Source organism: Streptomyces sp. NPDC051677 (genome assembly GCF_044453465.1).
Lineage (GTDB): Bacteria > Actinomycetota > Actinomycetes > Streptomycetales > Streptomycetaceae > Streptomyces.
Window position 1 is genome coordinate 164,864 of sequence record NZ_JBITCT010000001.1, and the last position, 22,168, is coordinate 187,031.

23 protein-coding genes and 1 riboswitch are annotated in these 22,168 nt (G+C 72.1%); of the genes, 10 read left to right on the forward strand and 13 right to left on the reverse strand.

Annotation, left to right across the window (positions count from 1 at the left end):
* The first annotated feature begins 401 nt into the window (after positions 1–401).
* Both ACIBAF_RS00745 and ACIBAF_RS00750 read left to right on the forward strand, forming a co-directional pair.
* Positions 402–1,016 (forward strand): DUF4126 domain-containing protein, encoded by a 615-nt coding sequence (locus ACIBAF_RS00745; RefSeq protein ID WP_399460926.1) that lies wholly within the window; start codon positions 402–404, stop codon positions 1,014–1,016.
* A gap of 60 nt (positions 1,017–1,076) precedes the next feature.
* Positions 1,077–2,579 (forward strand): phytoene desaturase family protein, encoded by a 1,503-nt coding sequence (locus tag ACIBAF_RS00750; RefSeq protein WP_399460927.1) that lies wholly within the window; start codon positions 1,077–1,079, stop codon positions 2,577–2,579.
* 48 nt (positions 2,580–2,627) lie between these two features.
* On the opposite strand, the gene ACIBAF_RS00755 is transcribed toward ACIBAF_RS00750, so the two are convergent.
* The 6 genes from ACIBAF_RS00755 to ACIBAF_RS00780 form a co-directional block, all read right to left on the reverse strand.
* Positions 2,628–3,680, reverse strand: coding sequence for a hypothetical protein (locus ACIBAF_RS00755; protein WP_399460928.1), 1,053 nt, complete (start codon positions 3,678–3,680; stop codon positions 2,628–2,630).
* A gap of 56 nt (positions 3,681–3,736) precedes the next feature.
* Positions 3,737–4,660 carry a methylenetetrahydrofolate reductase [NAD(P)H] gene (gene metF, locus ACIBAF_RS00760; RefSeq protein ID WP_399460929.1) on the reverse strand — a complete coding sequence of 308 codons (924 nt, stop codon included), beginning with the start codon at positions 4,658–4,660 and terminating at the stop codon, positions 3,737–3,739.
* A 100-nt stretch (positions 4,661–4,760) separates the two neighbouring features.
* The gene (thiE, locus tag ACIBAF_RS00765) at positions 4,761–5,408 is read right to left on the reverse strand and encodes a thiamine phosphate synthase (protein ID WP_399460930.1); all 648 of its coding nucleotides are present in this window, start codon (positions 5,406–5,408) and stop codon (positions 4,761–4,763) included.
* Positions 5,409–5,484: 76 nt separating this feature from the next.
* Positions 5,485–5,850 carry an Rv2175c family DNA-binding protein gene (locus tag ACIBAF_RS00770; protein WP_079662893.1) on the reverse strand — a complete coding sequence of 122 codons (366 nt, stop codon included), beginning with the start codon at positions 5,848–5,850 and terminating at the stop codon, positions 5,485–5,487.
* 59 nt (positions 5,851–5,909) lie between these two features.
* Positions 5,910–7,157: an NAD(P)/FAD-dependent oxidoreductase gene (locus ACIBAF_RS00775; RefSeq protein WP_399460931.1), complete on the reverse strand. Its 1,248-nt coding sequence runs from the start codon at positions 7,155–7,157 to the stop codon at positions 5,910–5,912.
* 32 nt (positions 7,158–7,189) lie between these two features.
* Entirely contained in the window at positions 7,190–7,540 is a 351-nt protein-coding gene (locus tag ACIBAF_RS00780) for a hypothetical protein (protein ID WP_399460932.1), read from the reverse strand.
* Between the two features lie 52 nt (positions 7,541–7,592).
* Positions 7,593–7,704, forward strand: a riboswitch (TPP riboswitch).
* Between ACIBAF_RS00780 and thiO the strand changes: the two genes are divergently transcribed.
* The 5 genes from thiO to ACIBAF_RS00805 all read left to right on the forward strand — a co-directional run bounded on the left by thiO (position 7,702) and on the right by ACIBAF_RS00805 (position 12,908).
* Positions 7,702–8,868 (forward strand): glycine oxidase ThiO, encoded by a 1,167-nt coding sequence (gene thiO / locus ACIBAF_RS00785; RefSeq protein ID WP_399460933.1) that lies wholly within the window; start codon positions 7,702–7,704, stop codon positions 8,866–8,868. (Overlaps the previous riboswitch by 3 nt.)
* Positions 8,865–9,065 (forward strand): sulfur carrier protein ThiS, encoded by a 201-nt coding sequence (gene thiS / locus ACIBAF_RS00790; protein WP_399460934.1) that lies wholly within the window; start codon positions 8,865–8,867, stop codon positions 9,063–9,065. The genes thiO and thiS overlap by 4 nt, the downstream gene beginning before the upstream one ends.
* A gap of 5 nt (positions 9,066–9,070) precedes the next feature.
* The gene (locus tag ACIBAF_RS00795; protein WP_399460935.1) at positions 9,071–9,865 is read left to right on the forward strand and encodes a thiazole synthase; all 795 of its coding nucleotides are present in this window, start codon (positions 9,071–9,073) and stop codon (positions 9,863–9,865) included.
* A gap of 159 nt (positions 9,866–10,024) precedes the next feature.
* Complete coding sequence (pknB, locus tag ACIBAF_RS00800; RefSeq protein WP_399460936.1) at positions 10,025–11,968, forward strand: Stk1 family PASTA domain-containing Ser/Thr kinase; 1,944 nt, start codon at positions 10,025–10,027, stop codon at positions 11,966–11,968.
* Between the two features lie 34 nt (positions 11,969–12,002).
* Positions 12,003–12,908, forward strand: a complete 906-nt coding sequence (locus tag ACIBAF_RS00805; protein ID WP_399460937.1) for a deoxyribonuclease IV — start codon at positions 12,003–12,005, stop codon at positions 12,906–12,908.
* Positions 12,909–12,979: 71 nt separating this feature from the next.
* Here the strand turns inward: ACIBAF_RS00805 and ACIBAF_RS00810 are convergent, their stop codons facing one another.
* Positions 12,980–13,612 (reverse strand): sulfite oxidase-like oxidoreductase, encoded by a 633-nt coding sequence (locus tag ACIBAF_RS00810; protein ID WP_399460938.1) that lies wholly within the window; start codon positions 13,610–13,612, stop codon positions 12,980–12,982.
* Between the two features lie 185 nt (positions 13,613–13,797).
* Here ACIBAF_RS00810 and bfr point away from each other — a divergent pair, with 185 nt between their 5' ends.
* A complete protein-coding gene (bfr, locus tag ACIBAF_RS00815) occupies positions 13,798–14,277 on the forward strand; it encodes a bacterioferritin (RefSeq protein ID WP_399460939.1) in 480 nt (159 codons plus the stop codon).
* 8 nt (positions 14,278–14,285) lie between these two features.
* On the opposite strand, the gene ACIBAF_RS00820 is transcribed toward bfr, so the two are convergent.
* Together ACIBAF_RS00820 and ACIBAF_RS00825 are read right to left on the reverse strand one after the other, a co-directional pair.
* Positions 14,286–14,540, reverse strand: a complete 255-nt coding sequence (locus ACIBAF_RS00820; RefSeq protein WP_399460940.1) for a bacterioferritin-associated ferredoxin — start codon at positions 14,538–14,540, stop codon at positions 14,286–14,288.
* Between the two features lie 122 nt (positions 14,541–14,662).
* Positions 14,663–16,015 carry a class II 3-deoxy-7-phosphoheptulonate synthase gene (locus ACIBAF_RS00825; RefSeq protein WP_399460941.1) on the reverse strand — a complete coding sequence of 451 codons (1,353 nt, stop codon included), beginning with the start codon at positions 16,013–16,015 and terminating at the stop codon, positions 14,663–14,665.
* Between the two features lie 96 nt (positions 16,016–16,111).
* Here ACIBAF_RS00825 and ACIBAF_RS00830 point away from each other — a divergent pair, with 96 nt between their 5' ends.
* Complete coding sequence (locus tag ACIBAF_RS00830; RefSeq protein WP_071528813.1) at positions 16,112–16,168, forward strand: trp operon leader peptide; 57 nt, start codon at positions 16,112–16,114, stop codon at positions 16,166–16,168.
* A gap of 102 nt (positions 16,169–16,270) precedes the next feature.
* Complete coding sequence (locus tag ACIBAF_RS00835; RefSeq protein ID WP_399460942.1) at positions 16,271–18,151, forward strand: anthranilate synthase family protein; 1,881 nt, start codon at positions 16,271–16,273, stop codon at positions 18,149–18,151.
* A gap of 1 nt (position 18,152) precedes the next feature.
* On the opposite strand, the gene ACIBAF_RS00840 is transcribed toward ACIBAF_RS00835, so the two are convergent.
* The 4 genes from ACIBAF_RS00840 to ACIBAF_RS00855 form a co-directional block, all read right to left on the reverse strand.
* On the reverse strand, positions 18,153–19,181 hold the full coding sequence (locus ACIBAF_RS00840) for a 6-phosphofructokinase (RefSeq protein ID WP_399460943.1): 1,029 nt from the start codon (positions 19,179–19,181) through the stop codon (positions 18,153–18,155).
* A 73-nt stretch (positions 19,182–19,254) separates the two neighbouring features.
* Positions 19,255–19,941 carry a response regulator gene (locus tag ACIBAF_RS00845; RefSeq protein WP_399460944.1) on the reverse strand — a complete coding sequence of 229 codons (687 nt, stop codon included), beginning with the start codon at positions 19,939–19,941 and terminating at the stop codon, positions 19,255–19,257.
* A complete protein-coding gene (macS, locus tag ACIBAF_RS00850; RefSeq protein ID WP_399460945.1) occupies positions 19,938–21,170 on the reverse strand; it encodes a MacS family sensor histidine kinase in 1,233 nt (410 codons plus the stop codon). The genes ACIBAF_RS00845 and macS overlap by 4 nt, the downstream gene beginning before the upstream one ends.
* A 31-nt stretch (positions 21,171–21,201) precedes the next feature.
* Complete coding sequence (locus tag ACIBAF_RS00855; protein WP_399461320.1) at positions 21,202–22,065, reverse strand: lysophospholipid acyltransferase family protein; 864 nt, start codon at positions 22,063–22,065, stop codon at positions 21,202–21,204.
* Positions 22,066–22,168: the final 103 nt, after the last annotated feature.

The window sequence follows — 22,168 nt, forward strand, 5'->3', positions numbered from 1 at the left end:
GCGCGCGTGCGGCCGGTAGGGACGGCACACGCGCGTGCACACGAAAGCGCCGGTCCGTGGTGGCCACGTCCCCCGTGGGCCGCCTCGAACCGGCGCTTCCTCGTGCTCCCCCGTTTCCCCCGATCCCCCGTTGAACCCCCGTTCGGTCTTCCCCCGGGGTGCCCCCCGTGCCTCGCTCCCGCCGAACTGGCCGGCGGAAGGAGCGGATCGAGGGCCGCTCCGTTCCGGCGCCCCGTGTCGCCGGTACCGGAGCCGCGCCCCTTCTCCGTGCCTCCACTCTCCCGTTCGCGCAGGTCGGCCCCCATCCGCGCGCGTACTCAACTCACCCCCTAGGTACGCGTACTCAGGCCTGCGCACTCATCCCCAGGACGCCGCACGGCCGACTGGTTACGATCGCGTCCGTGTCCGTACTCCCCCTCGTGTTCACCAGCGGCTGGGCCAGCGGCGTCAACGCCTACGCGGTGGTGCTGCTCCTCGGCGTCTTCGGTGCGACCGGCCTGAGCGACGACATCCCGCAGACGTTGCAACGCCCCGAGGTGCTCGTCGCCGCGGGCATCCTGTTCCTGTGCGAGGCGGTCGCCGACAAGATTCCCTACGTCGACTCGGCGTGGGACTCGGTGCACACGGTGGTCCGGCCGCTGGCCGGGGCCTGGGTGGGAGCGCTCCTCGCGGGGCAGAGCGGTTCGCTCTCGGACGTGGCGGCGGGGCTGCTCGGCGGTTCGACGGCGCTGGCCAGCCACACCGTCAAGGCGGGCGCCCGGATGGCGGTCAACGCCTCCCCGGAGCCGTTCAGCAACGTGATCGTGAGCCTGGCCGAGGATCTCGGGGTCGGCGGGATCGTGACGTTCGCGATGTTCCACCCGGGCGCGGCCGCGATCATCGCGGGCGCCCTGCTGCTGGCCGGACTGACGGTCCTGTTCTTCCTCGTCTCCCGGATCCGCCGCTTCCTTCGGCGCCGGGCGCAGCGGCGGGAGGAACGCCGCCTGACGGCGCGGACGGAGTCCCCGCCCTGGTGAGACGCCGCTGGTCACGGGCCCGCGACGGCGCTGTCAGTGGCGGCCGATAAAGTCGCGGGCATGGGACGGATTGCGGTGATCGGCGCCGGGATGGGCGCGCTGTCGGCGGCCGCCCGGCTGGCCGTGGCAGGCCACCGGGTGACGGTGTACGAGCGGACTGAGACGTACGGCGGTGCGGTGCGCCGCTTCGAGCGGGCCGGCTTCGGCTTCGACACCGGGCCGGGTCTGCTCCCCCTCCCCGCCGTCTACCGCGACCTGTTCGTCAAGACCGGCAAGGAGCCGCTGGAGGCCTGCGTCGAGCTGGTCCAGGTCGACCCGTCCGCACGGCATGTGTTCGCGGACGGCGCCGAGGTGTCCCTGCCGAACGCCTCGCGCGCGGGGGTCGTCTCGGCGCTGGACGAGGCACTGGGGGCGCGGGCCGGGCAGCGCTGGGGCGACTTCCTGGTCCGGGCCCGCGAGGCGTGGGACCGCACCCGCCGCCCGCTCCTGGAGGAACCCCTGTGGTCGAACTGGTCGGTGCTGGCCGACCGCGAGCCCTACCCGGCGGTCCCGCACAAGCGGCTGCTGCGCACCCGGCAGGCGGGCACCCTCGCCGAGGTCGGCGCCTGGGAGCTGCGCGACCCCCGGCTCACCGCATTGTTGGAGGGCCACGCGCTCGCGTACGGCCTGGACCCGCGGGTCACCCCGGCGAGCGCGGCCGTCCTGCCGTACATGGAGCACGCCTTCGGCACGTGGTACGTGCGCGGGGGGATGCGGGAGCTCGCCCGCGCGGTGTACGAGCGGTGTCTGGCGCGCCGGGTCGCGTTCGTGTTCGGCGCCGAGGTCACGCGGGTTCTGGAGAAGGACGGCCGCGTGGGGGGTGTGGAGTTGGCCGAGGGCGCCTCCCAGGCGTTCGGCTCTGGGGGAGGTGCGGTGGCGGAGGCGGACTTCGTTGTCGCCCCCGGCGGTGTCGAGGGCCTGCCCGCGCGCGCGGACGGCGAAGTGGTGCCTCAGCAGGGCCTGCCCAGCCGGCTGACCGTGCTGCTCGCGCTGCGCGGCGCCCGGCCGGAGGGGGCCGCGCACCGGACGGTGGTGCACACGGCGGACCGCGAGGGGGAGTTGGAGAGCCTGTTCGGTGCGGCGCCGTCGGTGCCATCGCGGCCGACGGTGACCGTGCTGCGGCCCGACGACCCCGCGCTGGTGCCCGACGGCCACCATGAGGCGGTCACGCTCAGTGCCGTCGTTCCCGCCGGGGCGGAGATACGCGACGCGCACGTGGACGCGCTGCTCGCCGTCGCCGAGCGGGCCGTCCCCGGTCTGCGGGACCGCGTCCTGTGGCAGGAAGTGCGCACCCCCGCCGACATCGCGCGGGAGACCGGCGCGGCGGGCGGGGCGGTCCCGGCGCCGGCGCTGGCCGCGGCCGGGGGGCGGCTGCTGCACCCCGCCAACTCCACGGGCCTGCACGGCCTGTTCACCGTCGGCGGCTGGTCGCACCCGGGCGGCGGACTGCCGCACGCGGGTATGTCGGGCGCGCTGGTGTCCGGCCTGATCGTGGAGGGACCGGAGTTCCGGGGCTCGCAGTGAGGCCCCGATAGCCGTCGGGCGGGGGCGTCCCGAGGCGGACGGCGGCCGTCAGAACCGATACTGCTGCTCGTCGAAGCCGTTCCCCTGGCCCTGGCCCTGCCCCTGCCCCTGCTGGTGTCCGTCGCCCGGGTACGGGTACGGGTGCTGCTCGGACGGGAGTTCACCGCCGAGCGGGTCGTCGGTGTTGCGCTGCTGCGGGACCCAGACGCCGCCGGCCGGGGTCTCCCCGTAGCCGCCGTTGCCGTACTGCTCCTGGCCGTAGCCCTGTTGCCCGTACTGCTGCTGGTAGCCGGCGTCGTAGGAGCCGCCGCCGTAGGTCTGGGTGCCGATGTACGGGTCGGAGTAGGCGGCGTACTGCTGCTCGCCGGTGGCGTCGTAGCCGTACTGCTGCTGGTGGTATCCGGCGTACGTGTCGTAGCCGTAGTTCTGGTCCGCGCCCTGGCCGGCCGCCGCGTACTGGTCCTGGGGCTGGGCCTGGCCGTTCGCGGCGGCGTACGCGGCATCGCTGTATACGCCGTACGAGCCGGTCTCGTCGGGCATCGGCTGCGGCTCGTAGACGGAGGTGGTCTCGGCGGCCGTCGGGTCGCCGCCCCGGGCCGCGGGCGTGAAGACGTCGTCTTGGTCGTAGTCGTCGTCGCCGAACGTGTTCCGGTCGCCGAAGGCGTTGTCGTTCCGGCCGAACGCGTCGCTGTCGGGGCCGTACGGGCCGTCGGGGCCGGCCCCGGCCGCCTCCATGCCGGTGACGTCGAACGCCGGGTCCTGCTGCTCGGCCTTGCCGCGACGGCGCTTGGGCAGCTTGCCGACGAGGCCGCTCGCGCCACCGGCGTCCGCCCCTGCGTCCGTGTCCGTGCGCCGGAAGGCCCAGCCCTCGGCGAACCCGCGCCGGAACGAGAGCGTGACGTAGGTCTGGCCGACCGCGAAGGCGACAGCGCCCAGCGCGATGACGACGACCGACGGGATCAGGACGCCGAGGACGACGCCGAGGAAGCCCACGAAGGCCAGCAGTCGCCAGCGCAACCGCGCCTTGTACTGCAGCAGCACCTCACCGAGCAGCCACAACGCGACGATGCCGAACGCGATGTAGAGGACCGTCCAGCCCATGTACGCCCCTCTCCCAGTGGCCGCTACGCAGTGTGTCGTATATCGGTGCGACCGGTCTAGGCCTGCGGCGGGTGGTGCAGACCCAGGTTTTCGTAGATTTCCAGCGTCGCCGTGGAGTTGTTGAGCGTGATGAAGTGCAGTCCGGGCACTCCCTCGGCCAGCAGCCGGGCGCAGAACTCCGTGGCGAAGTCGATGCCAATGGAGCGTACAGCGGCCGGATCGTCTTTGGCTGTGAGGATCCGCTCTTTCAGGGCGTCCGGGAAGTGGGCGTTACTGAGCTTGGGCAGGCGTTCCAGCATCTTCACGCTCGTCACCGGAAGAACCTCGGGAATGACCGGAGTCACACAACCGGCCCCCGCGACCCGGTCGCGCAGCCGCAGGTACGACTCGGGCTCGAAGAACATCTGCGTGATGGCGTAGTCGGCGCCGGCCCGGCACTTGTCGACGAAGTGCGCGACGTCCGTGTCCCAGTCGCCGGAGCGCGGGTGCATCTCGGGGAAGGCGGCGACGCCCACGCAGAAGTCGCCCGACTCCTTGATGAGCCGGACGAGTTCGGCGGCGTACGTCAGACCGCCCGGGTGCGGGACCCAGGCGCCCATCGGGTCGCCGGGCGGGTCGCCGCGCACGGCGAGCATGTTGCGGATCCCGGCGTCGGCGTACTGGCCGATGATGTTGCGCAGTTCGGCGATGGAGTGGTCCACGGCGGTGAGGTGCGCGACCGGCGTGAGCGTGGTGTCCACGACGATCTGCTGGGTCTCCTTGACCGTGGTCGTCCGCGTGGTGCCGCCGGCGCCGTACGTCACCGACACGAAGTCGGGGGCGACGGCCTCGACCCTGCGCAGCGCGTTCCACAGGCTCCGCTCACCCTTGGGCGTCTTCGGCGCGGTGAACTCGAACGAGCACGTCGTCTTGCCGGTCGCGAGGATGTCGCGCACGGTGCGCGCGCGGTCCGTCCTGGTGGATGCGGTTCCTAGGGCCATACCCGCAGGTTAGCCAGGGGTGGACGGTCCCCCAACCGGATGGGGTAAATTTGCCCGAATTGTCGCCTTGTTGTCCATCCCTTGGACAACCGCACGAGCTCTACGCGCAGCTCAGTCGCTTCGCGAACTCCGCCGCCGCGGCGCCGGGGTCGTCGGCCTCCGTGATCGCCCGGACGACGACGACCCGGCGGGCGCCCGCCGCCAGCACCTCGTCGAGGTTGCCGAGGTCGATGCCGCCGATGGCGAACCAGGGGCGGTCGGCGCCCAGCGAGGCCGTGTGCCGGACCAGGTCGAGGCCGGGGGCGAACCGGCCGGGCTTGGTGGGGGTGGGCCAGCACGGGCCGGTGCAGAAGTAGTCCACGCCCTCCTGGACGGCGGCGGCCTCGGCTTCCGCCTCGGAGTGCGTGGAGCGGCCTATGAGGACGTCCTCGCCGAGGATCGCGCGGGCCGCGGGGACCGGCAGGTCGGCCTGTCCGAGGTGGAGGACGGCGGCGTCGGCGGCGTGCGCGACGTCGGCGCGGTCGTTGACCGCGAGCAGCTTGCCGTGCCGGGCGCAGGCGTCCGCGAACACCTTCAGGTGCTCCAGCTCCGCGGCCGCCTCCATGCCCTTGTCGCGCAGCTGGACGATGTCGACGCCGCCCGCGAGGACCGCGTCCAGGAACTCGGGAAGGTCGCCCTGGCGGGTGCGGGCGTCCGTGCAGAGGTACAGACGGGCGTCGGCCAGGCGGCCGCGGGCGGTGTCGGGCATACGAAGTCCCCCCAGGGTGGTGGCGTACGAGGGCGGGCGAGCCCCCGTACGCCGGGTGATGGTGCGAATCCTCGGCTCAGACGGCGAGCGCCTGGGCGCGGCGCTTCACCTCCGTGCCGCGATTCTCACTCAGGGCCTGGGCCGGCGTGCCGGGCAGGCTCGGGTCGGGGGTGAAGAGCCACTCGAGCATCTCCTCGTCCGTGAAGCCGTCGTCCCTCAGCAGGGTCAGGGTCCCGGACAGGCCCTTCACCACCTTGTCCCCGTCGATGAAGGCGGCGGGAACGTGCAGCGCGCGGTTCTCGCCACGCCGTACGGCGATGAGCTGGCCCTCCTTGACCAGCTGCCGGACGCGCGTCACCTCGACATCGAGCATTTCCGCGATGTCGGGCACGGTGAGCCAGGCGGGGACGAGAGCATCGATCTTTGCGTCAATCTCGGTCACGGGAACAAGCCTGCCATCTGCCACTGACAGTCGGAAGCCGGGCCGGTCCGACCAGGTGCTCACGCGGAGGCCGTCGCCGCCTTCAGCGGACGTGCCGGGTCCGCCAGAAGCCGTGGGTTCATGGGTGTGGCGGCCTCGATCAGCCGTCTGCCCTGGGCGAGGTCGCGGGGGCGCCCGACGGCCAGCAGGGCGACCAGGCGGTCCTCGCGCAGCCAGCACACCGTCCAGGCCGGTCCCGACGGGTCGCCGCGCCACAGCGTGCGGTCGGCGCCGGTGTGGTGGCCCGCGTACTGGACGAAGCGGCCGAACTGCTCGGACCAGAAGTACGGCACCGGGTCGTAGACGGCCAGGGGCTCGCCGGTGGCCTCGCCGAGGATGTTCGCGGCGACCGTGCGCGGCCCCTGGAGGGCGTTGTCCCAGTGGTGGACGAGGAGCCGCTCGCCGTACCGTCCCGAAGGGAAGGAGGCGCAGTCGCCGACCGCGTACACGTCCGGCACGGAGGTGCGCAGGCAGGCGTCGGCCACGACCTCGCGGTGCGCGCCGAGCTCGACGCCGGAGCCGGCCAGCCAGGCGGTGGCGGGGCGGGCGCCGATGCCGACCACGACGGCGTCGGCGGGCAGCCGCGAGCCGTCGTCGAGGACGACCGCTCCGGGCTCGACGCGCTCCACGCGCGCGTGGGTGCGCAGCTCCGTGCCGCTGTCGGCGTACCAGGCGGCCATCGGGGCGGCCACCTCTGCGGGCAGCGCTCCGGCCAGCGGCCGGTCGGCGGCCTCCACGACGGTGACCGTGCAGCCGGCCTCGCGCGCGGCCGTGGCGAACTCCGCGCCGATCCAGCCGGCGCCGACGACCACGACGTCATGCTGCCGGGCGAGCACGGGCCGCAGCCGTTCGGCGTCGTCCAGGGTGCGCAGCAGGTGCACGCCGGGCACGCCCTCGGCGCCGGGCAGCCGGATCGGTTCGGCCCCGGTGGCGAGGACGAGGACGTCGTACGGGACGGGCCCGGCCTCGGTGTCCAGCTCGTGGTCGGCGGGGCGCAGGCCGAGGACCTCGCGGCCGAGGACCAGCTCGATGCCGAGGCCGTCGAAGTCGACGTCGAAGGCGGAGCCCTCGGACTTGCCGAGCAGGACGGCCTTGGACAGCGGGGGCCGGTCGTAGGGCTGGTGGGGTTCGGCGCCGATCAGCGTCACGGTGCCGTCGAAGCCCTGTTCGCGCAGGGCGACCGCGGTCTGCACGCCGGCCATGCCCGCGCCGACGACCACCACGCGCCGCCCGGCCGGGCTGCCTTCTTCCTGCCTCTGCTCACTCACCTGATCACCTTAGACAACTGACTATTCGTCAGTCAGCCGTCGTGTTCCGTGACCTGCTCCACAACGCTGGCGCCGCTGCCCGGCTGCGACTCCCACTCCCAGGTCTCCTCCAGGCGCACCCGCCCGTCCGGCAGCTCCACGACCGTCGACACGCAGTGCCCCGAGGACGTCGTCGCGTCCTGCTTGAGCTGGACGTACCGGAAGTCGAGCCGGTCTCCCTGCCGGGTACCCACCAGATGGCCGCGTACGACGTCGCCGCCCGCGTAGTCCGCCCAGATCACGCCGTCCTGCTCGCGGTAGGCGAAGCGGGTGCGGGTGCCGACCTGGCCCGGGGCCTGGTCGGCGACGGGGGCGAGGACGAGACCGTCGAGCGAACGGGGCACGGGCGGAGGCTCCCTTACTGAGACATACGGCATCGGGCTAGGGTGGCCAACCTAGAGCACTCGCGGGAGCCCGGACGCACCGGGCTGAGAGGGAGGCTGGCGGCCTCCGACCGTACGAACCTGATCCGGGTCATGCCGGCGAAGGGAGGGGCTGGACGCCCATGTCGTCTCCACGTACGTCAGACGTCCTCGTCATCGGGGGCGGGATCATCGGGCTGGTCACGGCCTGGCGGGCCGCGCAGCGCGGCCTCGCCACGGCGGTGGTCGACCCGGAGCCGGGCGGCGGGGCCGCCCAGGTGGCGGCCGGGATGCTGGCCGCCGTCACGGAACTGCACCACGGCGAGCAGACCCTGCTCGGCCTGAATCTCGCGTCGGCCCGCCGCTATCCCGACTTCGTGGCGGAGTTGACGGAGCTGACCGGCCACGACCTCGGCTACCGGCGCTGCGGCACCCTCGCGGTCGCGCTGGACGCCGACGACCGCGCCCATCTGCGCGAACTGCACGCCCTGCAACGCCAGTCGGGGCTGGAGTCGGAGTGGCTGTCGGGGCGCGAGTGCCGGCGTCTGGAGCCGATGCTCGCGCCGGGGGTGCGCGGCGGGCTGCGGGTGGACGGCGACCACCAGGTCGATCCGCGGCGGCTGGCCGCGGCGCTGGTGGCCGCGTGCGAGCGGGCGGGCGTGGTGTTCCACCGCGCGTGGGCCGAGCGGCTGTCCGTGGCAGGCGAGCGGGCCGCGGGGATCGTGACGCGGGAGGGTACGGCGCTGGGGGCGGGGCAGGTGGTCCTCGCCGGCGGCAGTCTGAGCGGGCGGCTGGCCGGGGTCCCGCAGGACGTGCTGCCGCCCGTGCGGCCGGTGAAGGGGCAGGTGCTGCGGCTGACCGTGCCGCAGCGGTACGCGCCGTTCCTGAGCCGGACCGTGCGGGCCGTGGTGCGCGGCAGCCAGGTCTATCTGGTGCCGCGGGAGAACGGCGAGCTGGTCGTGGGCGCGACCAGCGAGGAACTGGGCTGGGACACGACGGTGACGGCGGGGGGCGTGTACGAGCTGCTGCGCGACGCCCATGAACTGGTGCCGGGGATCACCGAACTGCCGCTGACGGAGACGCGCGCGGGGCTGCGCCCCGGGTCCCCGGACAACGCGCCGCTCCTCGGGCCGACCGGTCTTGAGGGGCTGCTGCTGGCCACCGGGCACTACCGCAACGGCGTGCTGCTGACGCCGGTGACCGGCGATGCGATGGCGCACGTCCTGGCCACCGGGGAGCTCCCGGACGAGGCCCGACCCTTCACCCCCCGGCGTTTCGGCGCCGCCGCACTCTCGGAGCAGCCCGCATGAACATCTCGGTGAACGGCGAGCGGCGGGAGCTCGCTCCCGGTACCGCTCTCGACAGCGTCGTACGGTCTCTGACGGCGGCGCCCTCCGGGGTGGCAGCCGCGCTCAACGAAACGGTCGTCCCGCGCGCGCGGTGGTCCGCGACGGCGCTCAGCGACGGCGACCGGGTGGAAGTCCTGACCGCCGTGCAGGGAGGCTGAGCGCCATGGCCGACGATTCCTTCGTCCTCGGGGGCACGTCCTTCTCGTCCCGGCTGATCATGGGCACGGGGGGCGCGCCCAGCCTGGAGGGGCTGGAGCGGGCGCTGGTCGCCTCCGGGACCGAGCTGACGACGGTCGCGATGCGGCGCGTCGACCCCTCTGTGCACGGTTCGGTGCTGTCGGTGCTCGAACGGCTGGGCATCCGGGTGCTGCCGAACACGGCGGGGTGTTACACGGCCGGTGAGGCGGTGCTGACGGCGCGACTGGCGCGGGAGGCGCTGGGGACCGATCTGATCAAACTGGAGGTCATCGCCGACGAGCGGACGTTGCTGCCGGATCCGGTCGAGTTGCTGGAGGCGGCGGAGACGCTGGTGGACGACGGGTTCACGGTGCTGCCGTACACGAACGACGATCCGGTGCTGGCGCGGAAGCTGGAGGATGCGGGGTGTGCGGCGGTGATGCCGCTGGGCTCGCCGATCGGCTCCGGGCTCGGCATCCGCAACCCGCACAACTTCCAGCTGATCGTCGAGCACGCGCGCGTGCCGGTGATTCTGGACGCGGGGGCCGGTACGGCGTCGGATGTGGCGTTGGCGATGGAGTTGGGGTGCGCGGGGGTGATGCTGGCGTCGGCGGTGACGCGGGCGAGGGATCCCGAGCTGATGGCGTCGGCGATGCGGGCCGGTGTCGAGGCGGGACGGCTGGCCCACCTGGCGGGGCGGATCCCCCGCCGCTACTTCGCCGAGGCGTCGTCCCCCACGGCGGGCCGGGCGGCGCTGGACCCCGAGCGCCCCGCCTTCTGACCGCCGGCCCACTCGCCCACGAAATCCGGCCACTCCGGCCCGCCCCAGGGGGATTCGGCCCGCTGCGCCTTCTCGCTCGCGTCACAGGTCGGCTGCAGTCAGGAGGCGATCGTGATGGAGGCTGCGGCGGTGTCAGTCCTGGCTCGTACACTCGCCTGCGTGGACACGACCCTTCAGGACCCTCTGGTCGGGCAGGTGCTCGACGGCCGGTATCGCGTCGAGGCGCGGATCGCGGTCGGCGGGATGGCCACGGTCTACCGGGCCGTGGACACCCGCCTGGACCGCGTGCTCGCGCTCAAGGTGATGCACCCGGCGCTCGCCGCCGACGGGGTGTTCGTCGAGCGGTTCATCCGGGAGGCGAAGTCCGTCGCGCGACTCGCGCACCCGAATGTCGTTCAGGTGTTCGACCAGGGTGCGGATGCGTCGTACGTCTATCTCGCCATGGAGTACATCGCCGGCTGCACGCTGCGTGACGTGCTGCGGGAGCGCGGGGCGCTGCAGCCGCGGGCCGCGCTGGACATCCTGGAGCCCGTGCTCGCCGCGCTCGGCGCCGCGCACCGGGCCGGGTTCGTGCACCGGGACATGAAGCCCGAGAACGTGCTCATAGGGGATGACGGGCGGGTCAAGGTCGCCGACTTCGGGCTGGTGCGGTCCGTGGACACCGTGACCAGCACCACCGGGGCCGTCCTCGGGACCGTCGCCTATCTCGCTCCCGAGCAGATCGAGCAGCCCGGCGCCGCGGATCCCCGCGTCGACGTGTACGCGTGCGGGGTCGTGCTCTACGAGATGCTCACCGGTGAGAAGCCGCACGACGGGGACTCCCCGGCGATCGTGCTCTACAAGCACCTCCATGAGGACGTGCCGCCGCCGTCGGCCCTCGTCCCCGGGCTGCCGTTCGAGCTGGACGAACTGGTCGCCTCGGCCACCGCCCGCACGCCCGCCGTCCGGCCGCACGACGCCGTCGCGCTGCTCGCGCAGGTGCGACAGGCCCGCGGCCCGCTCACCGAGGACCAGCTGGACGCGCTGCCGCCGCAGGCCGTCTCCGCCGGGCACGACATCGCCGAGGACCGGACGAGCGTCATCCCGCGCTCGCTGACGGTGCCACGGCCGCTGCCCGTCAACGAGGACGACCCCGCCGCCGACGAGGTCTCCCTGAACCAGACCTCCCGGTTCCACAGTCCGCCGCCCCTGCCGCCCCGGCGCCGTTCCGTGCCGCGGCCCCGGCGGGGAGTGCTCGCGCTCGTCACCGTGGCCCTGCTGGTGTTCGGCGTGGGCGCGGGCGTCTGGTACATCAACTCCGGGCAGTTCACCAGGGTCCCGGCGGTGCTGACGCAGAAGGAGGCCGAGGCCAGGACGCGGCTGGAGGCGGCCGGGATCGAGGTCGGCAAGGTCCGGCACGAGTACAGCGACACCGTCAAGCGCGGCACGGTCATGGACACCGACCCCGACCCGGGCGCCCGCATCCGCAAGCACGACTCCGTGACGCTCACCGTCTCCGACGGCCCCGAGATGGTGAAGGTGCCGGACGTGCAGGGCTCCCGGCTGGACAAGGCCGAGCAGTTGTTGAAGACGGACGGCCTGGAGCCGGGTCTGGTCACCCGGGAGTTCAGCAAGGACGTCATCAAGGGCTTCGTGATCAGCACCGACCCGCAGGCGGGGGCGAAGCGCCGCGCGGGCACCGCCGTGTCCATCGTCGTCAGCAAGGGCAGCCCGGTCGACGTCCCGGACGTCACCGGCGAGGACCTCGACGACGCCAGGGCGGAGCTGGAGGGGGCGGGCCTGAAGGTGAAGGTCTCCGCCGACGAGGTCAACTCCGAGTTCGACAAGGGCAAGGTCGCGGCGCAGACCCCGAAGGCCGACAGCGAGGCCGCCGACGGCGACACGGTGACGCTGACGCTGTCCAAGGGGCCGGAGATGGTCGAGGTCCCGGACGTCGTGGGGGCGAGCGTCGGCGACGCGAAGTCGCTCCTCGAGCAGTCCGGGTTCAAGGTCAAGGAGGACCGTGGGCTGCTGGGGCTGTTCGGCGACACCGTGAAGAAGCAGTCCGTGGACGCGGGCGACACGGCGCCCAAGGGGTCGACGATCACGATCACCATCCGGTGACCGGCGGGGCGGCCGGGCATGACACCCTGAACGGGTGAGTCCTGAAGCCCCCTGCCCCTCCCCCTCCGCCGCCTCCCCTTTCGCCTCCCGCAACCCCGTCGGCGGTCACGTCCCCGTGGCCGGCGGCCTGCACGACGTGGGCATGTCCTACGCCCATGACCTCAAGGCCGAGACGGTCCAGGTGTTCGTCGCCAACCCGCGCGGCTGGGCCACGCCCGTCGGGAACCCGCGGCAGGACGAGGCCTTCCGGGAGCGCTGCGCGGCGGAGTCGGTCCCGGCGTACGTGCACGCGCCGTACCTGATCAACTTCGGCTCGCACACCGAGGCGACGGTGGAGAAGTCGGTGGAGTCGCTGCGGCACTCGCTGCGCCGCGGGCGGGAGATCGGCGCGCTGGGCGTGGTCGTGCACACGGGGAGCGCGACCGGCGGCCGGGACCGGTCCGTGGCGCTGAAGCAGGTCCGCGAGCACCTGCTGCCGCTGCTGGACGAGCTGACCCACGACGACGACCCGTTCCTGCTGCTGGAGTCGACCGCCGGCCAGGGCGCCTCGCTCTGCTCCCGGACCTGGGACTTCGGGCCGTACTTCGAGGCGCTGGACGCCCATCCCAAGCTGGGCGTCTGCCTCGACACCTGCCACATCTTCGCGGCCGGGCACGACCTGACCGGCCCGGCCGGCATGCACCAGACCCTGGACCTGCTGGTGGACACCGTCGGCGAGGGCCGGCTGAAGCTGATCCACGCCAACGACTCCAAGGACGTGGTCGGCGCCCACAAGGACCGGCACGAGAACATCGGCGCCGGTCACATCGGCGAGGACCCGTTCCGGGCGCTGATGACCCACCCGGCGACCGCGGGCGTCCCCCTGATCATCGAGACCCCCGGCGGCAAGGAGGGACACGCGGCGGACGTGGAGCGGCTGAAGAAGCTGCGCGACGGCTGAGGCGGTCGGTCCTCGTTCTCCCACCCGCCGCGGAAGCCCCGCAGGTCAGCCGCGCAGGTCAGCCCCGCAGGTCAGAGCTCGGGCCCGTCCCCCGGACCCTCCTGGTAGGAGTAGCGCTGTTCCTTCCAGGGGTCGCCGATGTTGTGGTAGCCGCGCTCCTCCCAGAAGCCGCGACGGTCCGCGGTCATGTACTCGACGCCGCGGACCCACTTGGGGCCCTTCCAGGCGTAGAGGTGCGGGACGACCAGGCGGAGCGGGAAGCCGTGTTCGGCGGTGAGCAGTTCGCCGTCCTTGTGGGTGGCGAAGATCGTGCGCTCGGCGGCGAAGTCGGCGAGACGCAGGTTGGAGCTGAACCCGTACTCGGCCCACACCATCACATGGGTGACGCTCGGCGCGGGCGGCGCGAGCTCCAGGATGGTCCGGGCCGGGATCCCGCCCCACTCGGCGCCGAGCATGCTGAACTTCGTCACGCAGTGCAGATCGGCCAGGACGGAGGCGTACGGAAGGGCCGTGAACTCCTCGTGGTTCCAGCAGCGCTTCTCGCCGTCGGCGGTGGCGCCGAAGACCCTGAACTCCCAGCGCTCGGGCCGGAACCTGGGCACCGGGCCGTAGTGCGTGACGGGCCAGCCGCGCTGCAGTCGCTGTCCCGGCGGAAGCTCGGACACCGCTTCTCCTCCAGATTCGCGCTCCACCGGATGACCCATGACTCCATCCTGACAGACCCCGGACGGTGCACATGACCAGCCATGACCGCCCATATCCCGAATCGGGCAACTGCTACTAAGCATGCACTAACTTACTAAGTACGCACTTACTGGACGATCTTCGGTGCCGGTGAAATCATGCGGCGGCAACCTCCCCGATCCCCCACGTGGAAGGAGCCTCTGCGATGCAGGGCGACCCCGAGGTCATCGAGTTCCTCAACGAGCAGCTCACCGGTGAGCTCACCGCGATCAACCAGTACTTCCTCCACGCCAAGATGCAGGAGAACTTCGGCTGGACGAAGCTCGCGAAGTACACGCGGCACGAGTCCTTCGACGAGATGAAGCACGCGGAGGTACTGACCGACCGGATCCTGTTCCTCGACGGGCTGCCGAACTACCAGCGGCTGTTCCATGTGCGGGTGGGCCAGACCGTCAAGGAGATGTTCGAGGCCGACCGGCAGATCGAGGTCGAGGCGATCGACCGCCTCAAGCGCGGCATCAAGGTGATGCGCGAGAAGGGCGACATCACCTCGGCGAACATCTTCGAGTCGATCCTCGAGGACGAGGAGCACCACATCGACTATCTCGACACCCAGCTGGAGCTGGTGGAGAAGCTCGGCGAGGCCCTCTACATCGCGCAGCTGATCGAGCAGCCGGAGAGCTAGCCGAGGGGCTAGGCCGCTTCCTCGAGCTCGGGGAGCTCGGCGAGGGCCGGCTCGGCGAAGGCGGGCTCGCCGCGGTCGGCGACGGCGAGGTCCCGGCGCGGACAGGCGCCCCGGCCGAGGATCGCCTGGATCCGGCGGACGCAGGAGCCGCAGTCCGTCCCGGCCTTGCAGGCGGAGGCGATCTGGCGGGGCGTGCAGGCGCCGCCGTCCACGTGCTGCTGGACCTGCGCTTCAGTCACTCCGAAGCAGCTGCAGACGTACACGCGGATTCACCTCCCGCCGAGATCGATAAGGCTAACCTAACCTTACCCGGCGCTCGGAGACCGCAAAAGTGGAGTGGGGCGCGGATCGTATGTGATCCGCGCCCCATTGCCATGACCGACGACTACTGGTCCCGGTACATCTCCGCCACGAGGAACGCCAGGTCGAGCGACTGGCTGCGGTTCAGGCGGGGGTCGCAGGCCGTCTCGTAGCGCTGGTGGAGGTCGTCGACGAAGATCTCGTCGCCGCCGCCCACGCACTCGGTGACGTCGTCGCCCGTCAGCTCCACGTGGATGCCGCCCGGGTGGGTCCCGAGGCCCTTGTGGACCTCGAAGAAGCCCTTGACCTCGTCGAGCACGTCGTCGAACCGCCGGGTCTTGTGACCGGAGGCCGCCTCGAAGGTGTTGCCGTGCATCGGGTCGGTCACCCACGCCACGGTCGCACCCGACGCGGTGACCTTCTCGACCAGCTCGGGCAGCCTGTCGCGGACCTTGTCGGCGCCCATGCGGACGATGAACGTCAGCCGGCCCGGCTCCCGGTCGGGGTCGAGGCGCTCGATGTACTGCAGCGCCTCCTCGGCCGTGGTCGTCGGGCCGAGCTTGATGCCGATCGGGTTGCGGATCTTCGAGGCGAACTCGATGTGCGCGTGGTCCAGCTGCCGGGTGCGCTCACCGATCCACACCATGTGCGCCGAGACGTCGTACAGCTTCCCGGTGCGGGAGTCGACCCTGGTCAGGGCGGACTCGTAGTCGAGCAGCAGCGCCTCGTGCGAGGAGTAGAACTCGACCGTCTTGAACTCCTCCGGGTCGGTCCCGCAGGCGTGCATGAAGTTCAGCGCGTTGTCGATCTCACGCGCGAGCTGCTCGTAGCGCTGGCCGGACGGGGACGACTTCACGAAGTCCTGGTTCCAGGCGTGCACCTGGCGCAGGTCGGCGTAGCCGCCGGTGGCGAAGGCGCGCACCAGGTTGAGCGTGGAGGCGGACGCGTTGTACATCCGCTTCAGACGCTCGGGGTCCGGGATGCGGGCCGCCTCGTTGAAGTCGAAGCCGTTGACCGAGTCGCCCCGGTAGGTGGGCAGCGTCACGCCGTCGCGGGTCTCGGTGCCCTTGGAGCGCGGCTTGGAGTACTGGCCGGCGATCCGGCCGACCTTGACGACCGGCACGGAGGCCGCGTACGTCAGCACCGCGCCCATCTGCAGCAGCGTCTTCAGCTTGTTGCGGATGTGGTCGGCCGACACTGCGTCGAAGGCCTCCGCGCAGTCGCCGCCCTGGAGGAGGAACGCCTCTCCCTTGGCGACGGCCGCCATCCGGGCGCGCAGCTGGTCGCACTCGCCCGCGAAGACGAGCGGCGGATACGACTCCAGCTCCGCAACGACTGCGCGCAGAGCCTCGGTGTCGGGGTACTCGGGCTGCTGCGCCGCGGGCAGGTCTCGCCAGGTGTTGCCAGCGCTCGCGCTGGTCTTAGCGTTCACGGTCACGCCCTCAACATTACGGGGTCGTGTCGAGTCGTTTTCGCACGGCTCGACAGGTGAGACACGCTCCTGCTCACCTGCGCGTGGGGTAGGGTGCGTCGCATGTTCGCGCATTCGACCCAGAACTGGTGGTGGACCGCTCATCCGGCGGCCCACTGACTGCGCGTACGCAAGACTTCGCGAAGGCCGCCCGAGGGGGCGGCCTTCGGCGTTTGTCGGGGTCCGTTCCTCTCCACCTCACAGCGAGAAGGAAACGGACCCATGCAGCTGCTCGACCTGCTCGACGATCCCCGCCCGTTCGCCCTGCTGCGCCGCCGCACGCCCGGACACGACGAGAACACCGTCGAGGTGTTCCTCGGCCCGGTCCGCGCCTACGACCGGCTCGCCGACCTCCCCGACGAGGGCCTGGCGCTCGTCCCCTTCCGGCAGATCCGCGAGCGCGGCTTCGACGTCCGCGACGACGGCACCCCGCTGGCGTTCCTCACCCCCGAGGAGTCGCACGAGATCCCGCTCGCCGACGCTCTCGCCCAGCTCCCCGCTCACGACGTCGACGTGCGGGACGGCGGCTTCGACGTGGCCGACGAGGAGTACGCGGAGATCGTCGGGCGGGTGCTGCGGGACGAGATCGGGCGCGGCGAGGGCGCGAACTTCGTGATCCGGCGAACGTACGAGGGCGCGATCCCGGGGTTCGGCCGGGGCGACGCGCTCGCGCTGTTCCGCCGGCTGCTGGAGGGCGAGCGGGGGGCGTACTGGACGTTCGTCGTGCACACCGGGGACCGGACGCTGGTCGGGGCCAGCCCGGAGGTGCACGTCCGGATGTCGGGCGGCACGGTCGTCATGAACCCGATCAGCGGGACGTACCGGTATCCGGCCGAAGGGCCCACCCCCGAGCATCTGCTCGGCTTCCTCGCCGACGGCAAGGAGATCGAGGAGCTGTCGATGGTCGTCGACGAGGAGCTCAAGATGATGTGCACCGTCGGGGACATGGGCGGGGTGGTGATCGGGCCCCGGCTGAAGGAGATGGCGCATCTCGCGCACACCGAGTACGAGCTGCGCGGGAAGTCCTCGCTGGATGTGCGGGAGGTCCTGAAGGAGACCATGTTCGCGGCGACCGTCACCGGCTCGCCGGTGCAGAACGCCTGCCGGGTCATCGAACGCCACGAGCCGCTCGGGCGGGACGGCGTCGCACGGGGCTACTACGCGGGTGCGCTGGCGCTGCTCGGCCGTGACGCAGGCGGGGCCCAGACCCTCGACTCGCCCATCCTCATCCGGACCGCCGACATCGACGCGGCCGGACGGCTGCGGGTGCCGGTCGGGGCCACGCTGGTGCGGGGCTCCGACCCGGCGGGCGAGGTCGCCGAGACGCACGCGAAGGCGGCGGGCGTCCTGGCCGCGCTCGGCGTACGGCCGGGCCGGCCCCCGGCGGAGCACACCCGTCCCCTGCTGGCCGACGACCCCCGGGTGCGGGCCGCGCTGGACGGGCGCCGGGCCTCGCTGGCGCCGTTCTGGCTGCGGATGCAGGAGCGGACCGAGGAACTGACCGGGCATGCCCTCGTCGTCGACGGCGAGGACACCTTCACGGCGATGCTCGCGCACGTGCTGCGGTCGAGCGGCCTCGACGTGAGCGTGCGGCGGTACGACGAGCCCGGGCTGCGGGAGGCGGTGCTCGCGCACGAGGGGCCGCTCGTGCTGGGCCCCGGTCCCGGCGACCCGTCCGACCTGGCCGACCCGAAGATGCGGTTCCTGCGGGAGCTGACGACCCGCGTCCTGCGGGAACACCGGGACGGTGTCCTCGGGGTCTGTCTCGGCCACGAGCTGATCGCGGCGGAGCTGGGGCTGGACATCGTGCGCAAGGAGGTGCCGTATCAGGGGGCGCAGACCGTCGTGGACCTGTTCGGGCGGGCGGAGACCGTCGGGTTCTACAACAGCTTCGTGGCGCGGTGCGACGACGAGGCGCAGCGGGAGCTGGCCGCGCACGGCGTGGAGGTGAGCCGGGCCGCGAACGGGGAGGTGCACGCGATGCGCGGGCCGGGGTTCGCGGGCGTGCAGTTCCATCCGGAGTCGGTGCTGACGCTGAACGGGGCGTCGGTCGTACGGGAGTTGGTCGCGCAGGTGCGCGCGACGCACCTGCGCGCCCGGTAGGTCAGCCGAAGAACACGCCCACTTCCGTGTACAGCTTCGGGTCGACGGTCTTCAGCCTGGCCGTCGCCTCCGCGATCGGTACGCGGACGATGTCCGTGCCGCGCAGGGCGACCATCTTGCCGAAGTCGCCCTCGTGGACGGCGTCGACGGCGTGCAGGCCGAAGCGGGTGGCGAGCCAGCGGTCGAAGGCGCTCGGGGTGCCGCCGCGCTGGACGTGGCCGAGGACCGTCGTACGGGCCTCGTTCCCCGTCCGGCGCTCGATCTCCTTGGCGAGCCACTCGCCGACGCCGGACAGCCGGACGTGCCCGAAGGAGTCCAGCGAGCCGTCCTTGAGGACGACGTCGCCGTCCCTCGGCATGGCGCCCTCGGCGACGACCACGATCGGGGCGTACGACGCCCGGAAGCGGGAGGTCACCCAGGCGCAGACCTGCTCGACGTCGAAGCGCTGCTCGGGGATGAGGATGACGTTGGCGCCGCCGGCCAGGCCCGAGTGGAGGGCGATCCAGCCGGCGTGACGGCCCATCACCTCCACGACGAGGACCCGCATGTGGGACTCGGCGGTGGTGTGCAGGCGGTCGATGGCCTCGGTCGCGATGCCGACGGCGGTGTCGAAGCCGAAGGTGTAGTCGGTGGCCGACAGGTCGTTGTCGATGGTCTTCGGGACGCCGACGCAGGGCACCCCGAACTCGTCGTAGAGGCGGGCGGCGACGCCGAGGGTGTCCTCGCCGCCGATGGTGACGAGGGCGCCCACCCGCTGTTCGGCGAGGGTGTCCTTGATACGGCGGACGCCGTCCTCCTCCTTGAGGGGGTTGGTCCGCGAGGAGCCGAGGATCGTGCCGCCGCGGGGCAGGATGCCGCGCACGGCGGGGATGTCGAGGCGGACCGTCCTCCCGTCGAGGAGACCCCGCCAGCCGTCCCGGAAGCCGACGAACTCGTGGCCGTAGCTCTGGACGCCCTTGCGGACGACGGCCCGGATGACGGCGTTGAGGCCGGGGCAGTCCCCGCCTCCGGTCAGTACTCCGACGCGCATGGACGGGTCCCTTCGCCGTGAGTCACGACCGTGAGCCATGACTGCCTGACGAGGAGTCAGTGTCGCGCGCCCCTCACTCGTCGTCGAGACCTCGCTCAAGGGCGTACCGGACCAGTTCCACCCGGTTGTGCAGTTGCAGCTTGCCGAGGGTGTTCTGGACGTGGTTCTGGACCGTGCGGTGGGAGATGACGAGACGTTCGGCGATCTGCTTGTAGCTCAGGCCCTTGGCGACCAGGCGCAGCACCTCGGTCTCGCGGTCGGTGAGCCGGGGCGCGTCGGGTTCGTCGCCGGCGGCGGGACCGGGGTCGGAGGCGAGCCGGCGGTACTCGCCGAGGACCAGTCCGGCCAGACCCGGCGTGAAGACGGGGTCGCCGACGGCCGTGCGGCGCACCGCGTCCAGCAGTTCCTCCGTGGACGCCGACTTCAGCAGGTAGCCGGTCGCGCCGGACTTCACCGCCTCCAGCACGTCGGCGTGCTCGCCGCTCGCCGACAGCACCAGCACCCGCAGGGCCGGGTTGGCGGCGACGACCTCCTTGCACACCTGGACGCCCGGCTTCGCGGGCAGGTTCAGGTCCAGCACCAGCACGTCGGGCGTGGTGGCCCTGGCCCGGCGCACGGCCTGCTCGCCGTCGCCGGCGGTGGCGACCACGTCGAAGCCGGACTCCGCCAGGTCCCGGGCGACCGCGTCGCGCCACATGGGGTGGTCGTCGACCACCATGACCTTGATCAGGCCCTGTTCTCCGCGCTTGTCTTCACTCATCGCCGTCCCGCCTTCCCCCGCTTCACGTTCGTTTCCTTCGGCACCGTCAGCTCGACCTCGGTGCCCTGCCCCGGTGTCGAGACCAGCTCGGCGCTGCCGCCCAGGTCGCGCAGCCGGCCCCGGATCGACTGGGCGACCCCGAGCCGCCCCTCGCCCTCGGCCTGCGCGAGCCGCCCCTCCGGGATGCCGGGCCCGTCGTCCCGCACGGTGACGATCACTTCGTCCGGCTCGTCCTCGACCAGGATCCAGGCCCGGGCGTCCTCCCCCGCGTGCCGGCGGACGTTGTCCAGGGCGGCCCGGACGGCGGCGGCCAGCTCCCGTGCGGCGGGCGCGGGCAGCAGCACCGGCGCGCCGGGCTCGGCGAGGTTGACGCGGGCGGCGGCGAAGGGGGCGAGCAGCGTGCGCAGGTCGACGGGCGCGCTCGCGTCGTCGTCGGTGTCCTCGTCCACCACGCGGACGACGGCCCCCTCGGCCTCGTCCTCCGACACCCGGGAGACCGGCAGCAGCCCGCCGGAGACGAGCGTGCGCAGCGCGACCTCCTGCTCGCCGGCCATCCGGCCCAGTTCGGCCGCGTCGCCGCCCAGGACCGCGCCGCGCCGCTGCACCATCGCCAGCACCTGGAGCACGCCGTCGTGGATGTCCCGGGCGAGCCGCTCCCGTTCCCGCGTCGCGGCCTCGATCTCCAGGGCGCGGGCGAGGGTGCGCTCGGAGGCGCGGGCGACCTCGACGACGTAGCCGATGGCGATGGAGGCGACCCAGACGAGGATCACGTTGTGGACGGTGTCGCGGGCCGGGTGACCGCGCTCGATCAGGTTGGCGGCGGCGACGGGCGTGGAGGCGAACACGGCCCAGCGCCAGCCGCCCTTGATGGCGAACGCGAGGACCGACCCGGCCGTCCATATCGACGGCAGGGTGGGGCCGCCGTCCTGGATGTGCTGGGCGTTGGCGACCAGCGGGGTCAGGACGATCCCGATGAGCGCGACGGCGAGGTCGAGGGTGAGGAAGCGCTTGGTGCAGGCCGCCGCGTTCTGCACCCGGGGCAGGGTGGCGAGCGTCCACCCGAACAGGACGACGTAGTAGGCGATGGCGACGCCGGGCCGGTCGTAGTCGTCGAAGGCGGTGGCGAACAGGCCGACCGCGTACAGCATCGTCAGCACCCGGTAGGCGGCGAGCGCACGCCACAGCGGCAGCTCGACCGACATCCTCATGACTTTTTCGCGCCTGGCCATCCGTCCAGTCCCCCCGCCCCCGGAGCGCCGACTACCGCTCTTGTTCCTTCTCGGCCTGTGCTTCCCCGGCCTGTTCCTCGTCGGCCTGTTCCTCGTCGGCCAGTTCTTCCTCGGCCTGCGCTTCCTCGGCCCGTTCCATCTCGGCCAGTTCCTTCGCGGCCCGTTCCTTCTCGGCCTGCGCGAGGGCCGCCTTCGCGGCCTTCTCCGCTTCCTTGTCGGCCTTCGCCGCGTCCGCCATCTGCCGCTTCGCGGCGGTCGCGTACATGTCGACGTACTCCTGACCGGACAGCTTCATGATCTCGTACATGACCTCGTCGGTCAGCGCGCGCAGCACGAAGCGGTCGTGGTCCATGCCCTGGTAGCGGCTGAAGTCCAGCGGCCTGCCGATGCGGATGCCGGGCCGCATGACCTTCGGCAGGACCTTCCCCGGGGGCTGGATCTTCTCGGTGTCGATCATGGCGACCGGTATCACGGGCGCGCCGGTGGCGAGCGCCACGCGCGCGAGGCCGCCCGGCTTGCCGCGGTAGAGACGGCCGTCGGGCGAGCGGGTGCCCTCCGGGTAGATGCCGAACAGTTCGCCGCGCTCCAGCACCTCGATGCCGCTCCTGACGGCGGCCTCACCGGCGCCGCGCCCGCCCGAGCGGTCCACCGGGAGCTGGCCGACGCCCTTGAAGAACGCCGCCGTCAGCCGCCCCTTCACACCGGGCGTGGTGAAGTACTCGGCCTTCGCGATGAACGTGACCTTGCGGTCGAGGACCGCCGGCAGGAAGAACGAGTCCGAGAAGGACAGGTGGTTGCTCGCCAGGATCGCGGGGCCCTCGGCGGGAATGTTCTCGAGGCCTTCCACCCAGGGCCGGAAGGTGACCTTCAGCGGTCCCCCGATAGCGACCTTCATCGCGCCGTACAACAACCGAGTGCCTCCTGTGTGTGTCATCAGACCTTATCCCGGAGTCCCGGCAAAGGCTCCGACGACCCTGGTCGGTGTCAGTGGGGTCGCG